Here is a 21,428-nt window from a genome sequence, read left to right as displayed (position 1 = left end):
CAATATAGAGGTAACACTATCCATTGAGCATGAAAAAAGCAAAAATTCAATGAGAAGCAGTCAGAAAATGGTCGATCTTCAACAGAGAGACAACCTCCTGACTAGAATACACAGACTGGAGAAGATGAACGAGTGGCTTTTGAAACCATCGGGGAAAAATTACGGCAAGCCCGTTTAAACAAAAAAATATCTTTAGATGAATTACAACAAATGACGAAAATTCAAAAACGTTACTTGGAATCGATCGATCAAAACGACTTTGATCAACTACCAGGTAAATTTTATGTTCGTGCATTTATTCGCCAATATGCAGAAGCGGTTGGTGAAGATGGGGATTATTTAGTGGATGTTTTTGATGGGAAAAAATCTTTTGCAGATGAAACCATCCAAAAACGACCAGAACCAGAAACTGTGAGTGGCTCAAGAAAAGCCATGCATGAAGAAGAAAAGAACCTGACGAAATTTTGGACAAGTCTGCCAGTGATTTTATTGGGACTAGTGGCTGTAGCGATCATCACAGTGGTCGCATATATGTCATGGCAAGATCGTCAATCTGAACCAATCATTGGTGGAACAGCTTCAACGGTATCTGTCGTTGGTTCGATCACAGAAGAGGAAACCGAGACAAGTGAATCGACGGTTGAATCAACAGTGGAATCGACCACAGAATCAACAGAAGAAGAGAAAAAAATGACCATCACGCCTGGTCAAGATACAGGAAGCGCGATTTCGATCGAGGTAAAGGATGCGAAAAAACCGATCACGTTGGAATTCACAGCGAATGAGCGTGTCTGGATCGGTGTCCAATTGAACAATACGTTTGACTATCACTACCAAGAAACCTTGGTTGCCAATGATACAAAAACAACTGAGCTTCCAGAAAATACAACAAATGCAATGATCACACTTGGCGCAGCGAGTAACGCGACGGTCAAATTAAATGGCGAAGAACTTCCGATCAACGCAGGACCAAATAATACGAGCCTTAAGAATATCTCGCTTTCCTTGCAGTATGCAGAGTAACCAGTTTAAGAATCAATTATGTAAAAGAGAGCCGGAATCTCGCCCTTGGCTCTCTTTTATTGTTTGAGTGTTAGTGAATAAAGTGAGGAAAAGTTTGTTTAGCAATTGAGAGACTATTGGTGGAAACTTTTGCTGGACTGACGTAAAATAGGAAAGAAAGGAGTCGTTCTTGTGAATTTACCAAATCAATTAACTGTACTTAGAATCTGCATGATTCCAGTGTTTATTTTAGTCGTCGGCCTTCCGTTAGATTGGGGGCAATTAACGGTGGGAACAACGTCACTAGCTATCACACAATTAGTAGGTGCAATCATTTTTGCGTTAGCAAGTGTGACGGATTGGCTCGATGGGAAAATTGCTCGTTCACGTGGGCTAGTCACTAACTTCGGGAAATTTGCTGATCCATTAGCAGACAAAATGTTGGTCATGACAGCTTTCATCATGTTAGTCGGTCAAGGCAAAGCACCAGCTTGGGTGATCGCGATCATCGTTTGCCGTGAGTTAGCTGTAACAGGCTTACGATTATTGCTTGTTGAAGATGGGGAAGTTATGGCAGCTGCTTGGCCTGGGAAAGTAAAAACAGCTACTCAAATGATTGCGATCATTTTATTATTTATCAACAATATCCCATTCAACTTGATCAATGTACCTCTTGATCAAATCATGTTATATGCTTGTCTGATTTTTACGATCTATTCAGGTGTCGATTACTTCATCAAAAATCGTGGCGTGTTCAAAGGGTCAATGTAAAATCATATAATCACTTAGTTATTATCAGAAACAGATCGGTTGTTCCGGTCTGTTTTTTTTGGAAAAAAGACGAGACAATAAGAAAAAAATGAGCAAGGAGAAATGATTCTATCATCAAATAGCGTATACTATTGAGTAGAGACAATTAGTCAATAAAGACTATTTTACAGATAAATAGGGGTGGTGCAGAACCAACCCAACTAAAGGAAGCGATCGAACATGAAATCTGAAATCATAGCAGTAGGAACAGAATTACTCCTGGGACAAGTCGTGAATACGAATGCGACATTTTTATCCGAACAACTCGCGGATCTAGGGATCGACGTCTATTATCATACCGTTGTCGGGGATAATCCCACTCGTTTGAATGATTTACTCCAACTAGCTGAATCAAGAAGCGAGCTGATCATTTTATGTGGTGGATTAGGGCCAACAGAAGATGACTTGACCAAAGAAGTTGTCGCACAACACCTTGGTAGAGAACTGATCCAAAATACAGAAGGATATAAGAAATTACTGGCATTTTTCGAAACCAGAAAAAGAAAAATGACAGAGAATAACTTACAGCAATCCCAAATCATTGAAGGTGGCACCCCATTACCAAATCGAACGGGTCTAGCTTTAGGCACGTTTTACCAAACAGAAAAAAATGCGTATCTTTTACTACCTGGCCCACCAAGTGAACTGAAGCCGATGTTTATGGAACAAGTGCGTCCACTGTTAGAACAACACTTTCCTTCAGAAGAAAAGCTGATCTCAAAAGTATTGCGCTTTTATGGAATCGGTGAATCACAATTAGTGACAGATCTAAAAGACTTGATCGCTACACAAATCAATCCTACGATCGCCCCTTATGCGAAGCCAAATGAAGTCACATTGCGATTGACCGTCAAAACATCAGACATCCACGCAGGGAATCAAGCGTTGCACGCATTGGAAGAAAAGATCCAAGCGCGCGTCGGTGAATACTTTTATGGATATGGCGATGATTATTCTTTACCGCAAGCAGTCGTCGATTTACTAAAAGAGCAAGGAAAAACAGTGACGGTTGCTGAGAGTTTGACAGCTGGTGCCTTTCAATCAGCACTAGGCGCGATCCCAGGGGTCTCACAAGTCTTTTCAGGTGGATTTGTGACTTACTCAGCAGACACGAAAGCAAAGCTCTTAGGCATCGATCCAGGCCTATTAGAACAGTTTGGCACAGTCAGCCAAGAGTGCGCGGAACAAATGGCGCTACATGCCCGACAACTCGTCGGTGCAGACTATGCAGTAGCATTAACTGGTGTGGCAGGACCAGATACATTAGAAGGACATCCTGCTGGCACAGTTTGGCTTGCTATTGCTTCAAAAGAAGGGGTGGAAGCGAAGGAATATCACTTTACAAAAGACCGTTCGGCAATCAGAAATAGTGCAATGATGCAAGGATTTGATCTGCTAAGGAAGCAACTATTAAGAAAAAAATAAATGCGAATATTTGTTCGGTTTTTGCTTGCTTTTTGTAAATAAAAAAGATATTATAAACGTAATGAAATGTTACTTTGAGTCGTAAAAATAAGGAGGATTATCGTATTGGCAGATGATCGTAAAGCAGCCTTAGATGCTGCATTGAAAAAAATTGAAAAGAACTATGGGAAAGGCTCAATCATGAAATTGGGCGAAAAGATCGACCAACAAATTTCGACGATCCCTAGTGGTTCGCTTGCATTAGATGTCGCTTTAGGGATAGGTGGCTATCCTCGTGGCCGGATCATTGAAGTCTATGGCCCAGAAAGTTCAGGTAAAACAACAGTTGCACTTCATGCAATCGCTGAAGTACAAAAAAATGGTGGTACTGCAGCATTTATCGATGCGGAGCATGCCTTAGATCCACAATATGCCCAAAAATTAGGGGTAAATATCGATGAATTACTCCTTTCTCAACCGGATACTGGTGAACAAGGATTAGAGATCGCTGATGCCTTGGTATCAAGTGGTGCAGTAGATATCGTTGTTGTCGACTCAGTAGCAGCTTTAGTACCACGTGCAGAGATCGATGGTGAAATGGGTGATTCACACGTAGGGTTACAAGCTCGTTTGATGTCTCAAGCCTTACGTAAACTATCAGGATCGATCAACAAAACAAAAACGATCGCAATCTTCATCAACCAAATTCGTGAAAAAGTTGGTGTGATGTTCGGTAATCCAGAAATCACTCCAGGGGGACGTGCGTTGAAGTTCTACGCAACGATCCGTTTAGAAGTACGTCGTGCTGAACAATTGAAACAAGGAACAGATATTGTCGGTAACCGCACAAAAATCAAAGTCGTTAAAAATAAAGTAGCTCCACCATTCAAAATCGCTGAAGTAGATGTGATGTACGGTTTAGGTATCTCACAAGAAGGCGAACTATTGGATATGGCTGTTGAAAAAGATATCGTCGACAAGAGTGGCGCATGGTATTCTTATAAAGAAGATCGTATCGGCCAAGGTCGTGAGAATGCGAAGATCTACATGGCTAACCATCCAGAAATGATGGCTGAAGTATCTGCATTAGTGCGTGCAGCTTACGGAATCGGCGAACCGATCGAAGTACCAGAAGAAACACAAGAAGAATTACCTTTAGATGAATAAAGAAGTAAGCAACATCCGGTAGTGGAATAACTACCGGATGTTTTTTTATTTTTGTCTAAAACAAGAGCAAAAAGAACGATTGTTTTTATGTTTAAAACCACCCTTTTACGAAAATTAAGGAAGCCGTTTCTTTCGCATTTAAAGTTGACACTACTGGAAACAAACATTAGAATAAACTTGTGCATGTTTTTGTGCGCATATGCAACAGCATATTTATAGTTTAGATTAATTTATCATAGAAATTGGTAGATGATAAAAATGGAAAAGATAGTATGGAGGTGGATTTTATGGGACTCAACATTCTCCTCGCTATCATCGGTTTAATTGTCGGTCTTGGTTTAGGGTTTATGGTTGCGAAGTCACGTCATGAAAAAGAGATCGCTGGTGCCAAAACATCAGCTGCAAGTATTCTTGAAGGTGCGAAAAAAGAAGCAGAAACTCTAAAAAAAGAAGCATTGTTGGAAGCTAAGGAAGAAAATCAGAAATATCGTTCTGAAGTTGAAAGTGAGCTGAGAGAAAGTAAATTAGAACTGAAATCTCAAGAAAATCGATTGATCCAACGCGAACAAACGTTAGATCGTAAAGATGACTCGTTAGAAAAACGAGAAAACTCACTTGAAAGTAAAGAAGAGGCACTTAGTTCAAAACAGCAATTAATTGAAGAGCGAGAAAAAGACGTTGAAAAATTGATTGAAGATCAACAAAAAGAATTAGAAAAAATTGCTGGTTTATCGAAAGAAGATGCAAGAGAAGTAATCATGAAGTCAACTGAAGAAGAGTTGAATCATGAGTTGACCTTGATGGTAAAAGAATCAGAACAACGTGCAAAAGAAGAAGCAGATCGCAAAGCGAAAAACTTGCTATCATTGGCTATCCAACGTTGTGCAGCAGATCAGGTTTCTGAGACGACAGTGTCAGTCGTGACATTACCAAATGACGAAATGAAAGGTCGTATCATCGGACGTGAGGGACGAAACATCCGAACACTTGAAACACTTACAGGAATCGACTTGATCATTGATGATACACCAGAAGCAGTCGTGCTTTCAGGATTCGATCCAATTCGTCGAGAAATCGCACGGATGACATTAGAAAAACTGATTCAAGATGGCCGGATCCATCCAGCGCGTATTGAAGAAATGGTTGAAAAATCACGTAAAGAAATGGACGAACGCATTCGTGAGTATGGAGAAGAAGCAGCCTTTGAAGTCGGCGCACATACCCTTCATCCAGACTTGATCAAAATCATGGGTCGTTTGCATTTCCGAACAAGTTATGGTCAAAACGTGTTGAAACACTCGGTCGAAGTAGCAAAATTATCAGGAATCTTAGCAGCAGAATTAGGCGAAGATATCCAACTAGCCAAACGTGCAGGATTGCTTCATGATATCGGGAAAGCATTAGACCACGAAATCGAAGGTTCACACGTTGAGATCGGTGCAGAATTAGCAGCGAAATACAAAGAGAATCCAGTCGTGATCAATGCAATCGCTTCTCACCATGGCGATGTGGAAGCAACTTCTGTTATTTCTGTGTTAGTGGCTGCTGCAGACGCATTATCAGCGGCTCGTCCAGGCGCAAGAAGCGAATCATTAGAAAACTACATCCGTCGTTTGAGAAGTCTAGAGACGATCTCAAACAGCTTTGCAGGTGTTGAATCAAGTTTTGCTGTCCAAGCCGGTCGTGAAGTACGCGTCATGGTCAAACCAGAAGAAATCTCTGATTTAGATGCCGTGCGCTTAGTACGCGATATCCGTAAACGAATCGAAGATGACCTAGATTACCCAGGTCATATCAAAGTGATCGTGATACGTGAAACTCGTGCAACCGATTATGCGAAATAAAAAAATAGTTAAAAATAGGGTGACCTGACAGATTAATCTGTCAGGTCATTTTTTTACGGATTTTAGTTTATACCAGACATTGCCAACGATTATGACGTTAAAATGCTCTTTCAGGACTGATATAAAAATAGATCGCCACTTAACGCTATACTGATAATTGGAATAAATACAATATCAGGAGTTAAAGAATCCCAATGATGAAAATAAAACAATTTGCTGACGATCATCCTTATCTAATCGTCATTTATTCAGGCTTATTTGGAAGTGCTTTCTGGATTACTGTTGAATATATCGTAAATCGTGATTTTAGACCTAGTGGTATTTATAGTTTTATATTTTATAATGTAATCGGATTGTCAGTAGCTAAATTTAAATCAAAAAAAAAAGTTAAAACAGAATAATAAGAAAAGATTTGATGTATAAGTCAAAAAAGCGACAGAAAGGGGGCATTTCTGTCGCTTTTTCGTGTGAAAGATTTACCTAAATGAAGCCCTTTTTGTCTAGGCAAAAAAATACTTTTATTTGATAAGAACATATGAAAATCATTCTTCTAGTCTATTTGATTGATGAGTACACGCATTCGGAAAAAAATATGGAAAGATGTGATGCACTAGTTATCCGACAAACGTGTGCAAAAACAGGTAATTTATTTTTGAGTGTTCAATGCCATCTAATTGACCATTTTTTTCTAAAATACTTGAATAAAAGGCACATAAATTTTTAATCGCCTTGTATGATGAAAGTGAAGGGGAGAATCGATTTAGAAAAAAAGCAAGTAGAACGAGTAAAATGTAACGCCTTATTCAGTAGCTGTACATCTTTTAATGAAGGAGTGAAAACAATGCCAGGAGTAGATTTTAATATGAAAATCGGTGAATTTTACAACGATTTTAATAAGAAGGATAATCCAAAAGAGCGAGATGATATGGTGAAGGACCTTGTAAATAGGTCAGGACAGACTCCTACAGACCTCCTAACCCCTGTAGGATTCCTCTTTATGTGGAATATTTTAGCAGGGCTAAGGATGCCAGAGGACCTGCCTACGCAGCAACGAGCTGTCCAAGATTCAGGTGCTGTTTTAAAAGTAGATACTCATGTTGAAATACAACAGGTTGGAAATCAAGTACGGATGCCTAATCTTAAGTCTAGCTCGACTTTTTACCCCCAAAGAATCACCCCACCAGTACCCACCAATACCACCCAAATCCAACAAAATAAACCAGAAGTTGTCTCTCCGCCGCTTGATTTTGCAAGTGCGGCTCATCAGTTTAGTATAAAAGTACATAAATTTGCTCATGGGATCACGGAGCTTATTGATTGTACGACGACCCAACAAGCTTATCATAAAAAAGAGCACGGCTTGTGGGAAAACAAAAATCATACACACATCCACTTTAAGACAGTTTGTCGAAATGCAATCGCTGAATCACAAACATTGAATGAAACGCGAAGCAACAAAATCGTTTCCCCACAGCAGTTCTCATAAAAAAAAAGCACGGATGTAAATGATCCACAGCATTTTAATGCAACGAATGCTGCTGAAAGGGTAAAAAATGTATTACAAACGAATTTTGAGAAAAACTATCCAAATGAAACAACGACAGATGTGCCAATACCAGAAAATGTAACTTCTAGTATCCATTCTTTTTGGGATGGACTCACTGAAACGTTCAGCTCCTTCTTTCATCAGCAAGAGCAGATAATTGATTCAAGGAATCAGACAGAGGCAAACGACAATATTCTAGGACAGTTCACAGATTTATTAATACAAACTTTTTCGAGCGATTCTGGAACTTCTGATCCGTTAGGTAAAGATAATAGAAAATATGAGCGAGAGCATATTATAAAGCAGCAACTTCTGACAAATGACACAAAAAGGCGAGCACCTCAGAGAACAGACGTAAGCATCGCTGAAAAACTGGTTAGTTTAGCCCGAGATTTCTCAGAAGCGTTCGATCGTTTTGTTAAACGTTATGATTTCAAAATAGGAGTTGGCGCGGAAGCAGCACCTATTCCTACACAGCCGACGGTTCCGACACTTTTAGCTGAATTAGCCACAAATCCAACGCTTATCGGACTGAAATCCTCACAAATACTTTCTGAAGAAATGCATGAAAAAATCGATAAAGTCATGTTAGCCTATATGGAAAATAAACCGTCCCCCGTCCCAATCAACGAACCATTTACACCGTTCTGGTATGATCAAGAAGTCTTTGGACAGCGCAGTGAAACAGATAGAGCAAATGAAAAAATCAGGCAGGCTGTTTGTGAAAAGTATAGTGAATTATGCGCGGTTAAAGAGCAACCACTCAATGATTTTTTTCTCGCTCTTCAAAGTTGGGCAAACAGAGGAGGATCAAATCATGAACTTCTTGAGAAGAGACAACAGCTGGCTAAGATCATTCTTAGTGCTTATGGCCTTTCAGCCGTGCAAGTATCCGCAATTCGAGCAATCAATATTTTTTTTCAATGGGAAACAAATAATGTGTTCAAATCATGTACTTTTACTGAAATTAAGAATATTGATGTAAATCCAATGCAAACACAGAATGAAACGATTGCAGAAAATAATCGAACGAATTATTTATTCGATCCAGTCAGTGCTTCTGACTACGGAAAGGTCCTTCGTATCACTGAAGCCATCTCTCAAGATATCCAACCCTTTGATCAGTCAGAATTATTGCCAGTTTTTAACTTTGATGAACAAATGTTTCAAGAAAAAAATAAGACAACTGATGTGAATCGGATGCTTAAGTCATTTTTCATCGGTACAGGAGTTGTTCGACAGATAGACACTGACTTGGAGTTGATTCCTATTGTTCAAAGTTGGGCAGGTAGGAATTGGAATAATGACCAAACTATACAGTCAGAGCGAGCGCAGTATTTAGCTCATGTTATCCAAAAAGGTTACGGGATTGAAAATAGCAGACTAGGAGATTTCTTATCCAATATACAATTGCAAGCAATTTATAAGCAATGGAAAACCAACACGTTGCTAGCGGGATATCGCTATAAAGAAAAGACGAGACAAACCATTCAGTATGATTTATCACCAAAAGAGCCTGCCACGATTCTTCAAGTACAAAAACATTTAAAAGAAAACAACCAAATCTATAGAGACTTTATCCTTGGTCGACCGGAGAGTATTCCTAAGCAAACACCAATCGTGCCGATTTATTACCATGAACAGATTTTTGATCTGCGAGAGAATACGCCAAAGGCAAATGAGGTAGTCGGAGATTTCCTTTATAAAGAACAAATGTATTTAACAACGGCGACGCCACGCCAACTGGTTTTGTTGTTGCAAAAATGGATCTTTGAAGGCGCACAGTATGATGAGATCAGCAAAAGGCAGAACATAGCGGCGAATATGATTTTGAGGGCTTACGGTGGGGCAGCAGTACCCTTGACGGATAGTGAGGCACGAGCGATTGTATTGCAGTGGGAAAACAATAATGCACAGATTGGCTATAAGTATGAGAAAGGGCAAGGCGATCGTCCTGGAATTGATATTGAAAAAATCAAAAAAAAGCAAGAACAGGAACAAGAAGAAGAAGTGAAAAAAAAGATTGAACGTTTTTTTGAGGCAAATGATTTTGATTCTACGCCACAAATAACTAGTCAGCCGGAAAAAGAGTTACACACTACTGTAGATCGCATAGAGGTAGAGAAAGCAAAACAAAGAGTAGCGAACTTTTTAACTGAAAAAGGCGTAGACTGTGATACTTCGGATATCAATGTTTTTGCGACAGTCGTCTCAAATTGGGTATTGTTGGAAGGCGCAAACCAAGAAGTGATAGACATGGTTAAAATGAAACAAGTTGCTCAAGTCATTCTTGGCGAAGAAGTAGATGGTGTCATTTCAAATAAAGGCGCAGAGATCACGTTCACTAAGTGGCTGTGGGACATGATTGAGATCAATAATTTGGTTTTGGAAACAACACCTCCCTCTGGAATGGGGCATGCAAAAGAAGCATCTCGATCAGCAGCAATAATCAATAAGTGGTTGGATAAGAAAGTCATGACACAAGTTGAGTCATTTTTCCGTCAAAAAGGCATGTTGTCCGCTACCCAAGCCACCAAAGAAGATGTTTTAGCAGCTATGGGGGGATGGTTTAGTCAAACTGGAGTGGATGGTGTCATCAAATCTGAAAAAATCCAAGAGGTAGCAAAAGTCATCCTGAAGGAGTTAAAACTATATGGTGGGCAGTCGGAGGAAGTCATCTCAGATAAGAATGCTGAGATGACCGTAATGAAATGGTCGATTGAAAATGTCTTAGGTACTACAATTGAAGGCTATGCAGCAAAAAAAATCATTGATTCATCTAACCCATCTACTTTTACGATCGGCCAACTTAGAAAGTCATTTTCAGTCGAAGAATTGAAAAAGGCAGGTCTAATCAATATTCCATCGAAATCTGCAACGCAACAAGTAGACCAAAAAACGGGAATACAAGAGAACATAACTAAACTATGGGTCTCTTTTATGAACCGTGCATTACCTAACTATTTTCTTAAATCCAGTGAGTTGGGCGACGATAAATTGATTTCTGATTATGATTCTTTAATGCAGATGACAGGTTCTAGAATACTAGAGGATCTAGGTTGTCTTAATAAATTCAATCAGACAGAAATCAAATCAGTAGGTGAACTTTTTTTTGAAAGCATTATCGAAAAAGGAATTTCGACTGTCGAAGAAATTTCACATCTTTTAGTTCCAGCGACACTGGCTACCGCTCAGTTGAGCCCAGATATTTTAAGAGAAGCCTTGGCAAAGGGAGACTATAAACAAGCAGTGTTAAGTACTTTTATCAATTATTTACAACAAGGCTATTTTGAATTAGTAAAAAAGCAAGGAATTGTCAATGATCTTGTCGTATCGTATCAAACAGCAGTGATTAACTGGCGTCGACAATCAGCACTTGTGGATGAAGTACTGGAAGAGTGCGAGCGACTTGGTATAGAGGTTAGTCTTGTGGCGGATCAAATTTATCTCTCTGGCGGAAATCCCTGTCCGGGTCCGTGGGTTCCACCAGATGTCAATGAATGGTATAAGCGATTGACTAAAGCTGTATCTGAATCATTTTACTCGCTGGATCATTTTCTGATACGACTTGCAGTGGATTCATTTCACAAAGAGGATTTGAATTTTATCTTTTCATCGGAAAGTCGTATTTACAATGCGAAAGCAGTATTGAGTCATAAAGCAAGTCACCCGGCAAGCGGGCCAGGTTCATCCGGTTTCCCACCCGTCTTTTTAGCAAAAGAGGTGGAAGTAGAGACGGTTCTTAAATTGGCTGAGACAGATTTATTTGTCGTTACTCGTGGCAGTGAAGAAAGGTTCTATGCGTTAAAAAGACTGGAACAAGATGGCGGTTACAAGCTTTATCGTGTGGATAAAGATGCGATGGTATATCTTCGGTATGGGCTTTTTGACCGACAAGATCTTTGGAAAAATGAATTTCGAAAATACGACGATAAAGTTCTGATCAGAGATAAGCCATACACGCTTAAATTAGAATTTAATCGCAGTAAACCCTTATCGCAAGTTAATACGCAGGAGAGACTAATCGATTATATTGGCGGGAAACACAGGGATACAGTCTATCAACAACTATTTGATTCAGGGAAAGAGACAACAACAGCTGAAAAAGTTCGGGATGTTTTCAAACATCTCATTCCTTTTTACGATTGTGTAGTCGGTATTATTAATAAAGATGTTGGTGAGGCAGTTCCCAGTTGTATGCTGGATGTCGTTTCTTTGATTCCTGTATTAGGGCAAGTCACTTCACTTAATACGCGATTTGCATTTGGTATGGCAAGAATGATCATGAAACAAGGTGTTACAGGTGCTGTACGTCATGGTGCGCGCTATCTTCCAAAAACATCAGAACTTCGATCGCTTGCGGTGAGCGCGATACGTTATGTTGATCCAGGAGTAGAATTGTTGACTAGTAGTTCACAAGTCTTATTCAAGGGCTTGATACGTTTGAAAAACCAAGTGTTTATTAGAAAGGAACTCAAGGAAGTAGCGACAAAACTTGAAAAATTTGTAATAGAAAAGGACGATTTGACTAAAAGTTATACGCAAGCGGCTTTACCAAATAATGGTCCAGAAATCTTCGTGAAACGTGTGCATAACCATTTATATGTTCCAGTATCGGACTTAAAAAAGGGGGATGTTTATGGGCAACGTTTTACCTTGCGAGGGACAAAGCTAAGATTGTTTGAGGGACCAGCATTTTTTTTACGCAGACAAAAAAATTTGATTCACCAAATTTCAAGTAAGATTCCTAACAGAGATCTAGCTGTCGAAGAGGTAAATTTAAATCCTAACGCTTACGGGGAAGGAACGACTCTAACTATCACTGGAGCAGGAGATTTTCGCCAAACATTCATTGAAATGGATAAGAAACTGGTTCCTGTCAGAATCACCGCAATTGAGAAGCATGGTATCCGTTATGATGTATATGATAGAGGAGTGGTATATCCAGTAAACTTTAATGGGATAGAGTGGTATTTTGAAAAAGAAACGAGTCCAACGATCTCGCAAACAGTACGTGAAAAAATAGGGAAGGAACTAAATCAGTATGAGTCCTTACAAACTCCTACTACGCTGTCCCCGCCGGATGAAAATGGTTTGATGTGGAATTCTGCCGGGCGTTCTTATATCAGAATCAAAAAACAATATATTCCTCTAGTTTTGTTGGATAAAGAAACGAATCGTTATCATTTAGTGAAAAAAAATATGCTTGCGCCGATGACAGTATTACGATTGGATCCAACTAGTGGTGCTTTTCGCTTTGAAACGCCTTTAGAGAAATCACGTAAAAAATATCCAGTGACTATCCAACACAATAGACCGAATTCTCCACAAGCAGGCACTTCAAAAGGTGAGACTGTAGCTTCATCTAGTGGAGGGGCAGTTGCTCAGAGGAGGGAGAATCCATTGTATCCGCCGTATAATACTCTTCCAGAATCTCCAAATAGATGGTGGGGATGGTACAGCATGCTAAATGCAATCGAGTATTCAGTGATGCACAGAATTTCAAGGCGGGAAGATGAATTAGTTCAGATAAAACCATTGGAGAATTTTGTCCCAGAGCCACAAAGAATTGTCGAAATTGACGAGGCTCGCGCCCAAAAAGCGATTTCTGATGAGATTGTCAAAGTATTGTCTTTGAAACCAGGGGACAAGTTTCGCGTTTTTTTCGGTTTAGATATAAGTAAGGTACCGGAACCACTTCGACCGTTTATGGAGAAACTTCCACAAGAGCTTGAGAACGCAATCGAGAATTTCGGGATCGTCAAAGACGTGTGTTTAGAATTGTTAAAAGTAGATAAAATCGCAGAAACAGCTGAAGGGCAATACTTAATAAACTTCCTTGACTTGAAATATACTTATCAGCAAGAGAGAGTTTTGCAGGAAACAGTAAAGAGACTACTTTCGATCGCCACAAAAGGCGAGCAATTTCTACGACAATCAGCAGACTGGGGATTTGAAAATGTTTGGGTCGTTTCGACTGATTATGTTCTAGATGAGAAGACACATGCCTATTACTCCAATAGTAATGATAGTCCGAAAGCCTATGCATTTGTATTGAGAGAAGATGCGGAGTGTCGCATTATTATTAATGCGGATGCTTTTCATAAAAGACCAGAAATTTTACCAGGAATCCAGATGGCAGCGCCTCTAGGATTAACGATCACGCATGAAACCACACATGTTGTTTCGGGAACGTATGATGTTGTGAGATATGGGCTAACGACTACTGGCTTTTTACCGAGTGGGGAAAATGTGAAAACTGATTTTCTAGCACGATATAAGAAGTTTTTTGAACATCCGAATTTTGATCAATTTGTTACAGCAGTAGCAAAACAGCAAAATGCCCCTCACTTATCTAAAAAAGCGGTCATCAAAGCGTTTGAAACGGACCCTATATTATTTACCAACTTTAAATTGACGGATGCGCAATTACTAGCAACGATCATGAGAGATTTCGCAAATCAAAATGAGTTCCACAAACAACCGCGTGTCAAAAGGGAAGCAAAGGAAGAAGGCTTGGGCGATGGAAAGTTGCTGACTGCTTTCGCGATGATGCAAACAGGTGATTTTTTTGTTTTAGAACTAGCTAAAAATTTAGAGAAAGAGCAAGAATTACCTAAAATGACGACGGCAGTACCTACTCAAACAAGGGGTGAAACGGCTGATTTTTCAGGGGGTATGAGTAATAACAAAAAAATGAATAAAGAAACGAAGGCGACGGTAACTGATCAGCAATCTAGCGGGATTTTTTCGGGCACTGAACAAGAGAAAAGTTCAGAAAAGAAACAAGAACGACCAAAAACTCCAACAGAAGCACCTGCCAAGAAAAGGGATACGGCAGCGGATTTTGACAGGATCATGAGAGGTATTGACAATAAAAAGAACCCCAAAAATCAACCACGCCTCAAAAGAGAAATTAAAGAAGAATCGAGCGATGGCAAGCTGTTTCGTTTTTCAGATCTAATGCAAAGAGGTGGTTTTTCAGTTATAGAACAAGATAAAAGTTTAGAAAGGAAAGAAGAACGACCAAAAATGTCGACAGGAGCAACTGCTAAAAAAGGGGATGGAGCGACTAGTTTTTCAAAAATCATCAAGCGTGGCAAAAAGGTTAGTAAAGAGACGAACACGACAATCACTTACCAACAGACGATCCTACAGGGAAAACAGGTCAGTCTATAAAATGAATGGTAAATAAAGGAGAATAGCTAAAGAAAGCGGGCAGTACTACGTATAGAGGCAAGAGATAGTATAACTTCACTACTAGTATTAACTAAATAAGAACCTCTCTGGTAAATAAGACGGCATGTACAAAAATGTGAAGTCTTATATACCAGAGAGGTTACTTCTGTTTTCAACGTTTATTGAGATTTAGGCGCATTTCTTTAGATGTTAAAAAAGTAGATGATAAAGATGGACGATGAATGTCAAAAGTTTGCAAAATGCTACAACATCTCTAAATCTTTTTCGATCGTTTTAGTGATCCCTTTAATAATTGCGGGGATAAACCCAGCTTCTTCCAATGCAACGACACCTGCAACTGTTGTACCACCAGGGGAAGAAACTTGGTCAACTAATTCCCAAGGATTTTCATCGCTTGCGAGGAATTTTTGACAAGAACCTAAAATTGCTTTGGCTGCGATCTCGGTTGCTGTTTTTTTCGGTAGTCCATGCAAGACACCAGTACGCCCCATTGCATCGATCAACATATAAATAAAAGCAGGTGAGCTTCCCGCTAAGCCGATAAATGTACTAAAATCATCTTCGGCTAAAGGATAAACGCTGCCGATCGCTTCAAAGATCTTTGTCGCTTGTGCCAGCTGATCATTTGTTGCTGCTTGGTTTTTACAGATTGCCGAAACGCCAGCACCGACACTCACATTGACATTAGGCATCACACGAACGATGGCTGCTTCTGGATCAAGCGCTTGTTCTAATGTTGCAAGTGATTTTCCTGAAGCGATGGAAATGAATAACTGTTGTTTACGGTGGTCACGCAAGTCATGCAATACCGATTCGATGATTTTTGGTTTTACTGCTAGGATGATGATCTCTGCTTTGTCAGCAACTTCTTGATTGCTCTGACAAGCAGTGACGCCTACTTTACCAGCAAAACGTTGTGCATTTTCATAATGTCCACTTGAGACAAAAATCTCTTCTTTAGCCACAAGATCATTTGCTAAGATCCCGTGAATAATTGCTTGAGCCATATTTCCTGTACCGATAAATCCGATTTTCATGTAATCCTCTCCTTTTGTTTTAGCATAGCTTTCTTTCTTACAATCTGCAAGTCAAGAGATGACCCCATCTGTGAATGGATTGGGGAGAAAGTGGTGGGTAGAAAACGAAGATGAAACGAGTGTTTTAGTATCACTAAAATTCGTATAAACGGTGTTCAAGAAGCAGCACTTCAATAATAAGCCAAAAAAATCAAAAATGAAAAAGCCATTTTCGATTTTTCTGTCTTATTACTCAGTGCTGACCGCTTCTTTCACAACCTCTGATAAACGGTGTTCAAGAAGCTGACCTTCAACACTAAGCTGAGAAATCAAAAAATATGAGGAGCTATTTTCTGATTTCTCATCTTACTGTTCAGGTCAAAGCGCTTCTTTCACAACCTAGATAAACGGTGTTCGAAAGCCAGCTCCTTCAATAGTAAGTCAAAACGTGAAAAAATATGAGAAGCTATTTTCCCACGTTTCGTCTTACTACTTGGAGCTGAACGGCTTTCTCACAACCTAACGTCCAAAGTGGAAAAATCAATCTAAATAAGATAACATGAATGTATACGTTTTAGAAAGTCTACAGGTGAGGATGAGTGCCGGTGAAAAATAAATTACAGATCATGATCCAGTGGGTGAAATCACATCAGTTGATTTTAAAACTGATATTCTTTGGATCGATCCTTGTTTTTGTGGCGAATCAGGTCGCCAATATTGCCCAAGGGATGAGTTGGCAAGATGTCTGGCACACGATGGAACAACAGCGTCATAGCACGCTTGCATGGATGATTTTAGCAGGATTGATCGGCGTTGCCCCGATGTTGCTTTACGATTGGGTCACGATCCGAGTATTGGAAAAACAAGGGAAACCTAAAATGAGTCGCAAAGACTTTTTGTTATCGGCTTGGATCACGAATACGATCAACAATTTGGCAGGATTTGGCGGAATCGTCGGAGCAAGCTTACGAGCTAGCTTTTATGGCAAGCACACCAATCGTAAAATGGTGCTTGCAACAGTCTCGAAAGTTGCTTTATTCCTGTTGACTGGGCTTTCTATCTGGTCATTATTAACGTTTATCAATGTTTTCTTTCTTCAATCTGATAGTGTTTTTCGCGGGTATTGGATTTGGTTATTTGGGGGTAGCTTTTTAGCGCCAATCATCTTCTTGTTTGCCTATCTGAAACGAAAAACATTATTTGCAGAATTTTATCCTAAAGGTTTGGTGGGTTTGTTCGCAGCTTCCTTTGGACAATGGACTGGAGCATTAGTAGTTTTCTTATTGATTGGGCGCTTGATGGCGGTAGATATTTCTTTATGGTCATTGTACCCGATGTTTATCATTGCCACATTGATTGGCATGTTGACGATGGTACCCGGCGGTGTGGGGACGTTTGACGTGTTGATGATCTTAGGGATGAGTCAACTAGGTGTGCGGCAAGATATTGCGCTTGTGTGGCTGCTTTATTATCGCTTGTTCTACTATGTACTCCCATTTCTATCTGGCGTCATTTTATTTTTGACACACACAGGAGTTAAGATCAATCGATTTTTAGATAACATTCCTCGATTGTTTTTTCAAAAGATTGCTCATTTTGTTTTAGTGTGTGCTGTTTATTTTGCGGGGATCATGATGGTCTTGCTTTCGACGATCACCAATCTTTCGACGGTCAGTCGTTTATTTCAAATACTTTTGCCTTTCTCATTTGATTTTTTAGATCAGATGTTGAATCTGTTGATCGGTTTCTTATTGTTAGGTTTAGCTAGAGCTTTAGCGATGAAGGTCAAAAAAGCATTTATTCCGACAATTGCTTTACTTGCTTTTGGTATCATCAATACAGTGATGCGAACGTTGTCGTGGCAATTGATCGTTGTCTATCTTCTGATATTACTCGCGGTCTGGTTCTCTCGCAAAGAGTTTTATCGTAAAAAGTTTGTTTATTCATGGGGAGCTATTTTATTTGATGCGTGTTTATTTGGCTTTTTATTTGTTGTTTATGCCATCGCAGGCTATCATCGTGGTAGTTTTTGGGTAGGTGACTTAACTGCCAATCGCTTCATTCTCTTCCCTTCTGAAGACGTCTGGTTTTCTGGATTGATTGGCTTAGGGATCTCTTTACTGGCGTTAGTTGCTTTGTATCAGTACTTGGCCGCAGACACAGGATTTGGTGAATCTTTAGATCAAACTCGTTTAGATCGCCTTTTAACGACCTATGGCGGGACCGCAGCTAGTCATTACTTGCATTTACCTGGATACACTTATTTTTATTATCAGGAAGAGGATCAAGACCAAGTAGTGTTTGGGTATCAAATCAAGGGAAACAAATGTTTTGTTCTGGGTGATCCAATTGGTGATCCAGCTAAAATACGTAAAGCTACGCATGAATTTTTAAAGAAAGCTGATTGTTTTGGTTATCAGTTGGCATTTTATAAAGTTTCAGAAAGCTATGTCGTTATGCTTCACGAAGCGGGATTTCACTTTACGAAAGTTGGCGAAGCCGCCGTCACTGATCTTTCTTCTGATGCGCTTCAATGGCGAACAAAGCAAATCGAATTGCAACGTTTGACGAATGAAGGCTATCATTTTACTTGGTATGACGAATTACCTGAAGAATTATTCGAACCAATCCATGAAGTGTCGCAAAAATGGTTGGACGGTTCTCGTGAGAAACATTTCTCAGTAGGCTATTTCGATAAAGAATATCTCTTGATGAGCGGAATCGGTGTTGTTCGCAAAGAACAGCAAATCGTTGGCTTTATTACTTCACAACCGATCAATGGGCGTCAAGCAGGGTATGATCTGCTACGGTATCTACCGAATCAGCCGAATAGTCTAGGCGATTACTTGCTTGCCAATTTATTGGCTGTCTATCGTCAAAAAGGCTACGTAGAAGCGAATCTTGGGCTTGCGCCACTGGCAAATGTCGGAGAGACAGACTTTTCATTCTTGCAAGAAAAAGTGATGCGGATCATCTATAATTATGGTAATTTCTTTTATTCTTTCCAATTAGCCTACGAGGAAAAACAACGATATGTCACACATTGGGAAGGGCGTTATTTTGCGTATATGAAAGGAAGTAGTTTTACCTTAGCCACGTTGCAACTATTCTTATTGATCGGTAAAGGAAAAGAAAAAGGAACAAGTTTAGCAGAAGAAGTTCTGACAGAATTGTAAAAATGATTGTAAAGCTGTGATGAAAGTGTTTACGTCTATTGGTGAAAGCTATACTTTTATTTTTCCCTATGATAGAATACTTTCGACTTAGACTTTTCGAATGGGTGAGAGGATGGAATTGATTGAAAAAGCACCAGCGAAGATAAACTTAGGGTTAGATGTGTTATATAAAAGACCAGACGGGTATCATGAGTTGGAAATGGTGATGTCAAGTGTAGATTTAGCTGATCACTTGTTCTTTGAAGAGCTATCGGAAGATCGAATCATTGTTGAGACGAATAAAGCATTTTTGCCGGTAGATCAGCGTAACAATGTGTATCAAGCCGCATTGTTGTTAAAAAAGAAATATCAAATCAAAAAAGGCGTAAAAATCGTTGTGAAGAAAAATATTCCTGTCGCTGCTGGATTAGGCGGCGGAAGTACGGATTGTGCAGCGGCATTGAGAGGCATCAATCGATTGTGGAACTTAGGCTGTAGCTTGGAAGAATTGGCTGAGATCGGTTTGGAAGTAGGGACAGATGTTCCATACTGTGTCTACGGTCAAACAGCGTACGTAGGTGGAAAAGGTGAAATCGTCCAATTGTTACCGGCAATGCCTTCTTGTTGGGTCATTCTTGTAAAGCCTAAAATGAGTGTTTCCACGCGAACTGTTTTCCGAGAAATCGATACGCAAAAAATCCAACACCAAGATATTGCTGGATTGGCTGATGCGCTTCGTCAACAAGATTATCAAAAAATGTTAACGAAAATGGGTAACAGCCTCGAAGACGTGACAGGAAAACGTCATCCGATCATTCACCAAATCAAAGAGCGAATGATCAAATACGGTGCAGATGCTGCTTTGATGAGTGGCAGCGGGCCAACGGTTTTTGCTGTTTGTCAACATTATTCCAGAGCCCAAAGAGTCTATAATGGATTAAAAGGGTTTTGTGAAGAAGTATATCTTGTCAGAACGCTATAGATGAATAAAAGAAATAAGACCGTTCAATCAAAAGAAAAATGATTGAACGGTCTTTCGTGTAGTGGGTCTTCTGTTTCATGGTTAGGAATAAAAAGGAATTGTCCCAGTAGCATGGTCATCAAAAACAAAAGACGAAGCAAGTTATTGTTGATTTTCGATCAAGAACGAAGGAAAACGCTTGCGCTGATTGTTGATATGACGGTAGGTTCATGTGTTTTCCGATTTAAAGCACAAGTTTGATTTTAAATCAGAAAATCAGTTTAATCTATTGACTGTTTTTTTTTAATTTGGTACATTAATCCTCGTTGATAAATCGTAATATTACGATTTGTTTTGAAAGGAGCATATATGAAGAAATATTTATTCGCCGCATCTTTAGTTATAGGAGCTTTCCTATTTACAGCTTGTGGACAGACTGCACAAGAGTCTGAGCCAGAAGAGTTGAATGTTGTTGCAACGTTTTACCCAATGTATGAATTTACGAAAGAAGTCGTTGGTGATGCTGGGAATGTGGAGTTATTGATTCCCGCAGGAACGGAACCTCATGATTTTGAACCAAGTGCGAAACAAAGTGCAAAGATTGCTGATGCAGACGTCTTTGTTTATAACAGTTCAGACATGGAATTTTTTGTTGATTCACTGAAAAATACGATCGATACTGATCAAACGTTGATGATCGAAGCAGCCAAGGGAATCGAGCGTTTAGAATCCCAAGAAGACCATGAAGAAGAGCATGAAGAATCAGAAGGACATCACCATGCGCATGAATACGACCCACATGTTTGGTTGGATCCAACATTAGCGATGCAAGAAGTACAAACGATCGCTACAGAGCTAGGCAAGAAATATCCAGATAAGAAAGACACATTTGAAAGCAATGCTGCGTCTTATATCCAAAAATTAGAAGCATTGGACCAAGCCTATACAGAGGCACTGAAAGGTGCAACGAATCGAACGTTTGTGACACAACATGCGGCCTTTGCTTACTTAGCAAATCGCTATGACCTAGAACAAGTAGCGATCTCTGGTGTTTCACCGGATCAAGAGCCTACGCCTAGTCGATTGGCTGAATTAAAAGATTTTGTTGAGCAGAACAATGTCGAAGTCATCTATTTTGAAGAAAATGCGTCATCTAAAGTAGCAGAAACCTTATCTAAGGAAACAGGTGTAAAACTGGAAGTACTTAATCCACTAGAGAGTTTGACGAATGATCAAATCGAAGCTGGTGAAAATTACGTATCTATCATGGAGAAAAACCTAGAGGCATTAAAAGAGAGCATTAAGTAAAACGAAGGGAGTCCT

At 39.6% G+C, this 21,428-nt stretch carries 12 protein-coding genes; 11 read left to right on the top strand and 1 reads right to left on the bottom strand.

Annotated elements, in window-relative coordinates; genetic code table 11:
- The first annotated feature begins 132 nt into the window (after positions 1-132).
- The 8 genes from IGL24_RS14540 to IGL24_RS14505 all read left to right on the top strand — a co-directional run bounded on the left by IGL24_RS14540 (position 133) and on the right by IGL24_RS14505 (position 14,952).
- Positions 133-1,023, top strand: coding sequence for a helix-turn-helix domain-containing protein (locus tag IGL24_RS14540; RefSeq protein WP_207699463.1), 891 nt, complete (start codon positions 133-135; stop codon positions 1,021-1,023).
- A gap of 171 nt (positions 1,024-1,194) precedes the next feature.
- A complete protein-coding gene (gene pgsA, locus IGL24_RS14535; protein WP_019723896.1) occupies positions 1,195-1,773 on the top strand; it encodes a CDP-diacylglycerol--glycerol-3-phosphate 3-phosphatidyltransferase in 579 nt (192 codons plus the stop codon).
- Positions 1,774-1,992: 219 nt separating this feature from the next.
- Positions 1,993-3,237 carry a competence/damage-inducible protein A gene (locus IGL24_RS14530; RefSeq protein ID WP_207699464.1) on the top strand — a complete coding sequence of 415 codons (1,245 nt, stop codon included), beginning with the start codon at positions 1,993-1,995 and terminating at the stop codon, positions 3,235-3,237.
- Positions 3,238-3,342: 105 nt separating this feature from the next.
- Positions 3,343-4,383 carry a recombinase RecA gene (gene recA, locus IGL24_RS14525; RefSeq protein ID WP_206853168.1) on the top strand — a complete coding sequence of 347 codons (1,041 nt, stop codon included), beginning with the start codon at positions 3,343-3,345 and terminating at the stop codon, positions 4,381-4,383.
- Positions 4,384-4,670: 287 nt separating this feature from the next.
- Entirely contained in the window at positions 4,671-6,227 is a 1,557-nt protein-coding gene (rny, locus tag IGL24_RS14520) for a ribonuclease Y (RefSeq protein WP_206853170.1), read from the top strand.
- 194 nt (positions 6,228-6,421) lie between these two features.
- Entirely contained in the window at positions 6,422-6,628 is a 207-nt protein-coding gene (locus IGL24_RS14515) for a hypothetical protein (protein ID WP_207115555.1), read from the top strand.
- 440 nt (positions 6,629-7,068) lie between these two features.
- Positions 7,069-7,713 carry a hypothetical protein gene (locus IGL24_RS14510; RefSeq protein ID WP_207699466.1) on the top strand — a complete coding sequence of 215 codons (645 nt, stop codon included), beginning with the start codon at positions 7,069-7,071 and terminating at the stop codon, positions 7,711-7,713.
- A 120-nt stretch (positions 7,714-7,833) separates the two neighbouring features.
- Positions 7,834-14,952, top strand: coding sequence for a QWxxN domain (locus IGL24_RS14505; protein ID WP_429968503.1), 7,119 nt, complete (start codon positions 7,834-7,836; stop codon positions 14,950-14,952).
- Positions 14,953-15,215: 263 nt separating this feature from the next.
- Here the strand turns inward: IGL24_RS14505 and proC are convergent, their stop codons facing one another.
- Positions 15,216-16,010: a pyrroline-5-carboxylate reductase gene (gene proC / locus IGL24_RS14500; RefSeq protein ID WP_207115558.1), complete on the bottom strand. Its 795-nt coding sequence runs from the start codon at positions 16,008-16,010 to the stop codon at positions 15,216-15,218.
- 584 nt (positions 16,011-16,594) lie between these two features.
- On the opposite strand from proC, the gene mprF reads away from it, so the two are divergent.
- The 3 genes from mprF (at position 16,595) to IGL24_RS14485 (ending at position 21,413) form a co-directional block, all read left to right on the top strand.
- Complete coding sequence (gene mprF / locus IGL24_RS14495) at positions 16,595-19,165, top strand: bifunctional lysylphosphatidylglycerol flippase/synthetase MprF (RefSeq protein ID WP_207115559.1); 2,571 nt, start codon at positions 16,595-16,597, stop codon at positions 19,163-19,165.
- A 112-nt stretch (positions 19,166-19,277) separates the two neighbouring features.
- Positions 19,278-20,126 carry a 4-(cytidine 5'-diphospho)-2-C-methyl-D-erythritol kinase gene (gene ispE, locus IGL24_RS14490; RefSeq protein ID WP_206853183.1) on the top strand — a complete coding sequence of 283 codons (849 nt, stop codon included), beginning with the start codon at positions 19,278-19,280 and terminating at the stop codon, positions 20,124-20,126.
- Positions 20,127-20,474: 348 nt separating this feature from the next.
- A complete protein-coding gene (locus tag IGL24_RS14485) occupies positions 20,475-21,413 on the top strand; it encodes a metal ABC transporter substrate-binding protein (RefSeq protein WP_207699469.1) in 939 nt (312 codons plus the stop codon).
- Positions 21,414-21,428: the final 15 nt, after the last annotated feature.

Origin of the sequence: Enterococcus sp. DIV2371, from assembly GCF_050498525.1 — a bacterium.
Classification (GTDB): Bacteria; Bacillota; Bacilli; order Lactobacillales; family Enterococcaceae; genus Enterococcus_B; species Enterococcus_B mangumiae.
Note: the sequence above shows the minus strand (reverse complement) of the source record. Positions and strands in the feature narration are given on the sequence as shown.